The 9,211-nt window shown below is 40.7% G+C and carries 6 protein-coding genes and 1 pseudogene; 2 read left to right on the forward strand and 5 right to left on the reverse strand.

Annotation, left to right across the window (positions count from 1 at the left end; translation table 11 throughout):
* The 3 genes and pseudogenes from ABYU67_RS11220 to ABYU67_RS11230 form a co-directional block, all read right to left on the reverse strand.
* Window positions 1–1,316, reverse strand: a pseudogene (locus tag ABYU67_RS11220) (hypothetical protein); the annotation flags it as partial.
* Between the two features lie 154 nt (window positions 1,317–1,470).
* Complete coding sequence (locus ABYU67_RS11225) at window positions 1,471–3,156, reverse strand: hypothetical protein (protein ID WP_372845230.1); 1,686 nt, start codon at window positions 3,154–3,156, stop codon at window positions 1,471–1,473.
* A complete protein-coding gene (locus tag ABYU67_RS11230; RefSeq protein ID WP_372845232.1) occupies window positions 3,153–3,248 on the reverse strand; it encodes a sortase B protein-sorting domain-containing protein in 96 nt (31 codons plus the stop codon). The genes ABYU67_RS11225 and ABYU67_RS11230 overlap by 4 nt, the downstream gene beginning before the upstream one ends.
* A 56-nt stretch (window positions 3,249–3,304) precedes the next feature.
* On the opposite strand from ABYU67_RS11230, the gene ABYU67_RS11235 reads away from it, so the two are divergent.
* On the forward strand, window positions 3,305–3,625 hold the full coding sequence (locus ABYU67_RS11235; RefSeq protein WP_372845234.1) for a hypothetical protein: 321 nt from the start codon (window positions 3,305–3,307) through the stop codon (window positions 3,623–3,625).
* A 39-nt stretch (window positions 3,626–3,664) separates the two neighbouring features.
* On the opposite strand, the gene ABYU67_RS11240 is transcribed toward ABYU67_RS11235, so the two are convergent.
* Window positions 3,665–4,129, reverse strand: coding sequence for a hypothetical protein (locus ABYU67_RS11240; RefSeq protein ID WP_372845236.1), 465 nt, complete (start codon window positions 4,127–4,129; stop codon window positions 3,665–3,667).
* A gap of 273 nt (window positions 4,130–4,402) precedes the next feature.
* A complete protein-coding gene (locus ABYU67_RS11245; protein WP_372845238.1) occupies window positions 4,403–6,049 on the reverse strand; it encodes a hypothetical protein in 1,647 nt (548 codons plus the stop codon).
* Between the two features lie 586 nt (window positions 6,050–6,635).
* On the opposite strand from ABYU67_RS11245, the gene aceE reads away from it, so the two are divergent.
* Window positions 6,636–9,211: pyruvate dehydrogenase (acetyl-transferring), homodimeric type (gene aceE, locus ABYU67_RS11250; RefSeq protein ID WP_372845240.1), on the forward strand; the 2,576-nt coding region annotated here is incomplete at its 3' end.

The following is a 9,211-nucleotide window of genomic DNA, read 5'->3' on the forward strand; positions in this document are numbered from 1 at the left end:
CGGTTGATGCCGTCACCGCCTAATGCCGATGAGCCAATAAGGACGCGATAAGTAATGTCTTTCGTTTCGCCGGCATTCATATTACCTAAACTTAAAACTTGGTATTTGCCGTCCGTTTTAAACTCAGTCGTTTGGGCTTTATCAATACGTACGCTGCTATCCACATAGGCAAAGCCACGTGGTAGGGCGTCTTTTAGTTGCACATCGTAAGCGGTTGTAGCACCGTCATTTTTGATATTGATCGTATAGTTTACATAATCGCCAAAAGCCGCAGTTTTGACATCGCCTTCTTTAGTAACCTGTAAGCTAGGGTCTTCATCAACGATGGCGATAGTGCTATTGATATCTTCTGTAATTTGCTGTTTTACACCATTTTCATCGACATAAGCATCTAACTTAGCAACTAAATTAGCATCTTGTAGCGTTTGAATGATATCGTCATTAATGGCATTGGCGTTATTTTCTGTTAGTACTTCTACACGGAATTTGCCGGTATTCACACCAGTTTCGATGGCTTTAACTGAATAAGTATCGCCTGTTTTAGAGGAAGTAATGTTTATCCATACTTCATCTCGCACGCTATCTTGGACGTTACATTTAGCACAGCTAGCTTGAAGATAAATATCTTCGCCAATTTGAGATTTGCTTTTGTAGCCATCCCAGGAATACAGCATAAAATCGAGACGTGTTTCAATGATGATAAGCTCATCATTCACTAAAGCGGTAATAGAAGGGTCTTCGACAACAACAGCACCAAGCTTAATAGTAGCAGTATCATCGGCTGCAGCATTGGCATCAGATAACGCCTGAATGGTAAGCTCAATGCTCTCGCTTTTTCCTAAAGTAATTTGAGCGGTTAGATTGTTATCTAACTTAATCTCTTTATCGATACCCTTATCGAAACGCCCATTGTCATTTAAGTCTTGATAGAGTTTTACGTCCGATAAGCTCTTAGGTACAGTTAGGGTCAAGTCGATAGTTTGATCGCTATAACTGGTATTAATCAGGACGTTTTCCCAACTAGCGGTTGAACCAGGAGCAATCGTCTTTCTTGGTGGCGAGGTTAAGCTGATACCATACTGAGGAAAAGCAGACGACTTAACTTGTACTTGATTGGAGATGCTAGAGATAACGATGGCAGCTTGACTGTCGACGTAGTAGCTTGCATTAGCAATGTTAGTGATAGTCTGTACAGCAGTATTAGGGGCAGCAAAAGCCATATTTGATTGCATAAGCAACATAGCAAGCATCAGAGCCGAAACCTTGGCTGTGCCTGATGTTAAGCTTTTAGACGTATTGATTACACTAGAGGTCATAATAAGTCGCTTATCCAATAAAATATAAAGAGGTAATAGAATAGAGCGTCTCTAGCTTGATTACTTAAAATCGATTGGTTCAAGCTAGAGCTTTGGTCTATAGGCATCTTTTGATACCTATAGATGTCGAAGAAGTATGATATTTAATCTTTTATCAAGGATTGGTTGAGTTAGTACCTGTTTGTGAAGGTTTTGCAGCAAAGATAACGTTGGCAGTTGTATTAGCAGCTATACTCGCAAAGGTCACTGTTATTAGTTGACCAAGGGTTTGGCTGGTAGCTGTTGGAGACGCTGAGAAGCTATTAGCTTGATACGTAAGTTTAGAGTCTAATGTATCTGAAACTATAAGATTGTTAACAACTCTATGACTATCAGTAAAGGTGTTTTTGGCTTCTAGTTTATAGAATACACATTGATCGGCTTTGGCTTTGACAGGATCAGTCGACCACGCATCAGCAGCAACACTAGGGTTTGCATCACAGTCAGCACCTATCTGATATTTCATCAGATTAATGCCTTGCAAGGTCGTAGTAGATGTTGTCGATAATGGATTGCTAGCGGTACTAGTAGGTGCAGCAGTACCGCTAACTGCACCATTAGGCTGTACAGCCACTGTTAACGTTTCAAAGTTACCTATGTTGTTTACATTATCTGTTGTAGAGTTTGGATTGTTACTTCCTTGACCTGTCGAAGCAACCTGTACGCCAATTTTGACAAAGGCTTTTGGAGCTAATCCTGCCCGCGTACCATTGACGAGAGGGGTAGCAGCGTTAAGATCATAGATACCGTTTATACCAGTAAGTTCGGTTTCGCCAGTGTCAAACTTACCATTGTCGTTAGCATCTACGTATACCCGTGCGATACTGATATTAGGATCATCACTAATACCGGGATTTTTAGTAGCAGTGGGTCTTATAGACAGTTTGACCGCATTGGCATTATTGCCCGTTCCTGCTGCTTCTGTAATGTCAGTACCATTGTTCGTGATGGTATAAGTATAAGTATTGAAAACTTCATTATTGGTTACACGAGTGACGAGAGCGATTTCCTTATTTTCACCAGCAGTGATGGCAATAGCACGACGTTGGTTAGTCGTTTCTACTGTTGCATTGTTATTATTGTCTGCACCTACCAGAGGTTTTGCGGGATCTTCGTAAGTGCTTTCAGTAAGACCGCCTGGAGTGATTCCATTGTCAGATCTATCGATAATATCAGGGGTGTTAGCAGTAGTATCATCTTTAGTGTTGTCTCTGACGACTGCATAATTGACGAATGAGCTACTAGACGTTGCGCCGTCTGCTTTTTTGGCACGGAAAGTGACTGTAATGGTTTCACCAACTTTGATATTTTGACCAGCTACAGTGATTGTCTTATTGCTATTCGAGAGGACAGCCGTGCCTGTGGCACTACCATTAGATGCTATAACAGTAGGTGCTACATAGTTATCTTGTCCTGTTGCTATCGCTACTAAACCTGATGGTAGGTCATCTGAGATGCTGACCGCAGTACCGTCAATATTGCCATCGTTTTTGACAGTGATAGTATAATCGACATAAGAATTGGCATTATTCAAATCTAAGTTTTTATTACCAAGATTGGTAGTAGCTGATTTTGTGATAGCGTAAAGGGGCGTTTTGGTTAGAGCGTTATCAGTATTAGTGGCCGTATAAGTCGTAGCAGCAGTATTACTAGGTTTCGATTTTAGGTAAGTACTTTCAGCTGTTACAGTTAATATCCCATTGGTATCTGCAAAACGTTTAGTATCGGCTTGAGCTGTAATAATGATTAATGCTTTTTCGCCTGGCGCTAATGCAATAGTACCACCATTAACCACAGTCACCTCACTACCAACATTCGTATTCGCAGCATTAACTTTTTGGTACTTAATAACACTACTGTTGATATTGTAATCAAAATCATCAGCAGCCCCATTGGCAATATTTATAGTATAAGTATCGTTAACGTTACCGCCATTGGTCAAGGTATGAGTGAAATCTACCGTTGAGCTCGCTTGTGCATTGATAGGGCGATCTCTACCGAAATCATCGTTAGGAGTATTATCTGTAACAGTAGAGATTAGACTAAAAGAACCAGTTTCAGAAACATTAACTGTCACTACATTTGATTCTGCAGTTTGTGAAGTAGTATTGCCAGCTACAGTGTATGATGCTGTAGCTTTATTGGTTACGTTAAAGGAGCCAGAAGTACCACCTGTTGGGGTAGCTGCATTGACAGTAGTAATACCCATCGCAGTAACAATACCAACAGTCAACATAGAATACTTGAATAAATTAGATTTCATAAGATAAGTTTCCTAGAGTATTTAAATAAGAGGCACTATAAGTGTGCTATTCAACGATGGTATTTAGAGACACAACAGCAGTTTTTTGTGCGGGTAATAGCTTGATATTCCAACGTAGAGTACGGTATTCAGAAAACGGAACTTTGACCATCTTGCCATTGACTTTACGCATCAGAGGTATATCCATATAATTCTTGCCATCAATGCTGGCTTGAGCGCTAGATGGACTGGCTTCACCAGTAAAAGTCATGTTGGCAGGTATAGGTAAGACAACGGCTAGGTCTTGAATATCCTTATTGATGATATTGCTATAAGTAGCCTTATACTGAATAACAGTACCTGCTGGAGCACTGCGAACGGGTACATAGCTGGTTTTACCAGCTGCGCTTTTAATGACTTGGTTGGCAGTTAAGTCCATCTTTAAAGCATCATCGGCATGTGCAGTACTTAATAACAATACCGATGTTAGACTAGCCAATAGGGCAGTACGTAAAACATTTAGACCTTTCATAAAGTATTCCTTGCTTACACTATTGTTATTAATAAGAATTGGTTGTCCTCTTATATGACTCAAAAACTGTATTCAGTAATCTATTAAAGCTTAGCTGGCATCAGATCTTTCTTCTAATATCATTGTCACAAACTAAATACAAAATTTCACTATAAATAAGACAAACGGTATTTTGAGGTGATTAAACGGTAAAAGCCCTATTTTATAAAATAGAGCTTTTGTTGGAAAAAGTAGAGTTTTTAAGGTCAGGGTTGATGTAAGGGAAAAGAATGACTAAGGATTTGCCGTAGTACCATATTTGGTATTGAAGTAAAGGTCGCGATTGGTTCTTGCATTGATGGCAAGGGTTCTAGTTCTGACTTCACCATTTGCTCCAATAGCGGGGTTTTCTGCAGCATTATAATCAGTCGTTGAGAGTGGAGGATTGGCAAGTACTGAAGTAACTTGAGCACCATTTACTCCTTTTTTCTGTAACACATCTCGCATTACAAAATCGTTGATTGCGATATTTGCACGGTTGGTGGCGGTAATTCTATAAGCAATACATTGCTGTGGAGTAATGTTGCCTAAAATAGAGTCCATGCTAAATCCAGTTCTTGGATCAGAAGTAGTTGGTACTGTAGAATAACTTAAAGTACTGGCATTACAGTCATTTACAAACTGGTATTTCTGTAATACTAAAGCAGCATTCGCAGCGATTACTCTGCCAAAATTATTATTTGGATAATGGTAAGTAGTATTTGCAAATGCAATTACTCTCTTATCGCTATTGGTACGGATAGTGTAGATATTACCAGGGTTACTATTTTTTTCTATTAGACAGAGATTATTGGTATTGCCGCTGATGGCAGTAAGAGGAACATTGATTTTATATTGACCAATAGTAGATGCACTAGCGTCAACTAATTGCGAACCATAAATAGAGCCGTTTGTACAATGAATAAGCTCAACAGTACTACCAGTAATACCAGCTTCAGCGTTGGGTGTCGTGCTATCGAATATGCCGTTAAAGTAATTAGCGTTATTAGCATAAGGACCCGTTGTAATATTGGCATTAGTAGCACTAGCATCTGTGATACCACCATTATCATTAAAAACGATACCTGAAAAAGTATATTGCGGCGTGTGGCAGTAGCTATCTACTCGAAACTGAAACCTTTGACTTGTGGGCGTAGTGATATTATTAGTATTGGTGTAGCTAAAAGTGACTGATCTGATATCCTCGCTAAATAAGACTGACCCTTGACAATTTGTATCAAGAGCATTAGTGCAGTTAAGTGATGCATTTGTAGAAGAGATCTGAAGCCCATTTCCTAGCTCAACGACACTGGATCCAGATATTCTTTGGAAAGTCCCTTTAATCTTAGTATTGTTTCGGGTTATGCCGGTGATGCTGACTAAATCATCCCAGCCAGTCTTATTGCTGCCTATGTTCTTATCGATGTCAAACGCGCTTATGGCAACATTATTTAAATAAAGAGAGTCGCTATTCCCGGTGTTTTGAAAGTCTAAAGTGATCTCAGAACGAGATGTCAGGTCCTTGAAGTTTCTATTAATATCTATAGCAGGATTGGTGCTGGTTCCTGTAACCATAGTCGTATTACCAGAAGCATTAACGTTGATCTCTTCAATGGTCATTTTGATTTTCAATGGAATAGACAAACTTGATGTGCTTGTCATGGCTTGATAAGTATTTGTATCAAAACTCTCTTTGAGCTTGGTGTAGTTGCCGTTATCGAATACTCCTTTGGTTGAACCAGCCGGACATGCTAGGTTAGATCCGGGATTGGGTGCAAGTGCAAATGATGAATGACTGATCGCAAGAAAAATGATTGCTGTTATCAGCGGCAACATTCGACAGATATATCTATCAAATAACTGTGAAGCGTTTGTACGTACGATACGCTGGATCTGATACATATTGCTATCCCTGTAAACTGATATTCACTAACCATCATTTATATAAACATATCTAATAAACATAACCAAAAAGCTGTTTGTATTATGTAATTCATCATATTAAGCAATAATCGTATAAATTTGCTAGAAAACAGATGAATGGTAGATTTAATATGACCAAATACATATATTTTGCTAAATATCATAGTCACTGCCCATCACCAGAATTTCCCAACAAATTTTCCAAATGCTTGAAAAAACATAATCACTATTTATTTTAAAAATACTTGTCATATTGGCATTTCTTTATCGCTATAAACAATCTGTTGATAAACGCCTATAATAGAGTGTCAATATCATTTGATGATGAAAGTCGCATATCGGCTGTCGTTTACTTTTACTACGATGTCTGTTTAAACCCCATGCCAAACTACAGTTGCTGATTATGAGCAACTGGTCTGTAATAACCACGACATATAACGGAATGACGAGATGCAGCAAGGAACGCATTAGGTAAATCGTTTGCTTACGAAAATATGTATAACTCTGTGTTTTAATAATACCCTGCCAACGTGTAGGGGTAACTGATAAAAAAGGATTAGACAAGATGAATTATTACAAGGATGCTGATAGCAGCGAAACGCAGGAATGGCTGCAAGCTTTTGAGTCTGTGATTAAGCATGCTGATAAAGATCGTGCGCAGTTCTTATTAAAGGCCCTATATAATATGGGGGTGCAAGAAGGTCTGCCATTTAACCGTCTAGATACAGCCTATATCAATACCATCGCCGTTGAAGATGAGCCGATGTACCCAGGGGACTTGACGATTGAGCGCAAGATTCGTGCTTTAATTCGCTACAATGCCTTGGCAATGGTAATGCGCGCCAATAAAAACGATGACGATTTGGGTGGTCATTTAGCCTCATTTGCTTCTAGTGCGACGTTATATGAAACTGGTTTTAACCATTTCTTCCGTGCGGCTAGCGATCATTTTGGCGGCGATATGATTTACTATCAAGGTCACTCAGCACCAGGTATGTATGCCCGTTCTTATTTAGAAGGTCGCTTGACTGAAGATCAGTTGGATAATTTTCGCCGTGAAGTCGGTGGTAAAGGCTTATCAAGCTATCCGCATCCATACTTAATGCCGGACTATTGGCAGTTCCCAACGGTTTCGATGGGCTTGGGTCCTATCATGTCGATCTACCATGCGCACGTTCATCGCTACATGGAAAATCGTAAGTTATTAGAAAAAGAAGGTCGTAAGATTTGGGCATTCTTAGGTGATGGCGAAACCGATGAGCCAGAAAGCTTGGGTGCCATCTCTCTTGCTGGTCGTGAAAAGCTGGACAATCTGATTTGGGTCGTTAACTGTAATCTACAGCGCCTTGATGGTCCCGTTCGTGGTAATGGCAAAATTATTCAAGAACTTGAATCGGTATTCCGCGGTGCAGGCTGGCGTGTGATTAAAGTTATTTGGGGCGGTCAGTGGGATAATTTACTCGATAAAGATGATACTGGTGTTCTAAAACACCGTATGGAAGAGACAGTCGACGGTGAGTATCAGTTATATGAAGCGCGTACGCCTGAATTCACACGTGAGCATTTCTTTAATAAATATCCTGAACTCAAAGAGATGGCAGATGCCTTAACGGATGAAGATATTTCACGTCTGAACCGTGGTGGCCATGACCCTATGAAGGTTTACGCCGCGTTTAGTGAAGCCATGAAAACCAAAGGTCAGCCTACGGTTGTCTTGGTTAAGACAGTTAAAGGCTACGGTCTATCTACCACCCAAGCGGTTAATAAATCGCATCAAGTCAAGAAGCTTGATCAAGACGCCTTGGTATATTTCCGTGACCGTTTTGACTTGCCATTTACCGATGAGCAGTTAGAGACGCTACCGTTCTATCGTCCGGCTGAAGATTCAGCAGAGATGAAGTATCTGAAAGGTCGCCGCGAAGCGTTAGGTGGTCATCTGCCGAATCGTCGTAGTGGTCATATTCCATTGAATATCCCTGATTTATCTATCTTTGATCGTGTTTTAAAAGGCAGTAACGGTAAAGAGCAATCAACCACCATGGTGTTTGTGCGCCTATTATCAGCAATGCTAAAAAACAAAGACATTCAAGACCGCGTCGTTCCTATCGTTCCTGATGAGGCGCGTACCTTTGGTTTAGAAGGTATGTTCCGTCAATTGGGTATCTACTCTGCTGTAGGTCAAAAGTATACGCCTGAAGACAGTGAAGCTTTGATGGGTTATAAAGAAGCCATCGATGGTCATATGTTAGAAGAAGGTATCAACGAAGCGGGCGCAATGAGTGCGTGGATTGCATTGGCAACCAGTTACTCTGTAAACGCTTTGCCAATGATTCCGATGTACATTTATTACTCTATGTTCGGTTTCCAGCGTATTGGTGACTTGGCGTGGGCGGCTGGTGATTGTCAAGCACAGGGCTTCTTGTTGGGTGCAACGGCAGGTCGCACGACGTTAAATGGTGAAGGCTTGCAGCATCAAGATGGTCATTCGCAAATCTTATTCAACGTCGTTCCTAACTGTGTGAGCTATGATCCTTGTTATGGTTATGAGTTGGCAGTGATTATGCATGATGGCTTACGCCGCATGTATGCTGAAGGCGAGCGTATTTATTATTATCTCACCGTGATGAATGAGAACTATGAGCAACCTGCTATGCCAGAAGGCGTGGAAGAAGGCATCAAGCGCGGTATGTATCTGTTAGAAGATAATGGTTCTGCCCAAGTTCAGCTATTAGGTTCTGGTGTTATTTTACGTGAAGTACAAAAAGCGGCACGTATCTTAAAAGATGAGTTTAATATCACATCGAACGTCTGGAGCGTAACCAGTTTTAATGAGCTGACACGTGATGGTATGGCGTGTGATGACTATAATCGCCTACATCCAATGGATGAAGAGCGTGTGCCATGGATCACTGAGCAGCTTGCACCACACGAAGGTATTGTCGTTGCTGCAACGGATTATATGCGCAATTATTCAGAACAGATCCGTGCATGGTTACCAGATAGCCGTCCATACACCACCTTAGGTACAGATGGCTATGGTCGCTCAGATACCCGTGAGAATCTGCGTAGCTTCTTTAACGTCGATGCCGCTCATATCGTTGTCGCGACTCTAAAACGCTTGGCTGATGAAGGCGAAGTAGA

The organism is Psychrobacter sp., assembly GCF_041554015.1.
Lineage (GTDB): Bacteria > Pseudomonadota > Gammaproteobacteria > Pseudomonadales > Moraxellaceae > Psychrobacter.

Excerpts from the sequence above, each read along its gene's own strand:
- ABYU67_RS11230 (WP_372845232.1), bottom strand. The coding sequence starts at position 3,248 with ATGGGGCTGCTGATGATTTTGATTACAATATCAACAGTAGTGTTATTA.
- ABYU67_RS11240 (WP_372845236.1), bottom strand. The coding sequence starts at position 4,129 with ATGAAAGGTCTAAATGTTTTACGTACTGCCCTATTGGCTAGTCTAACA.
- ABYU67_RS11245 (WP_372845238.1), bottom strand. The coding sequence starts at position 6,049 with ATGTATCAGATCCAGCGTATCGTACGTACAAACGCTTCACAGTTATTT.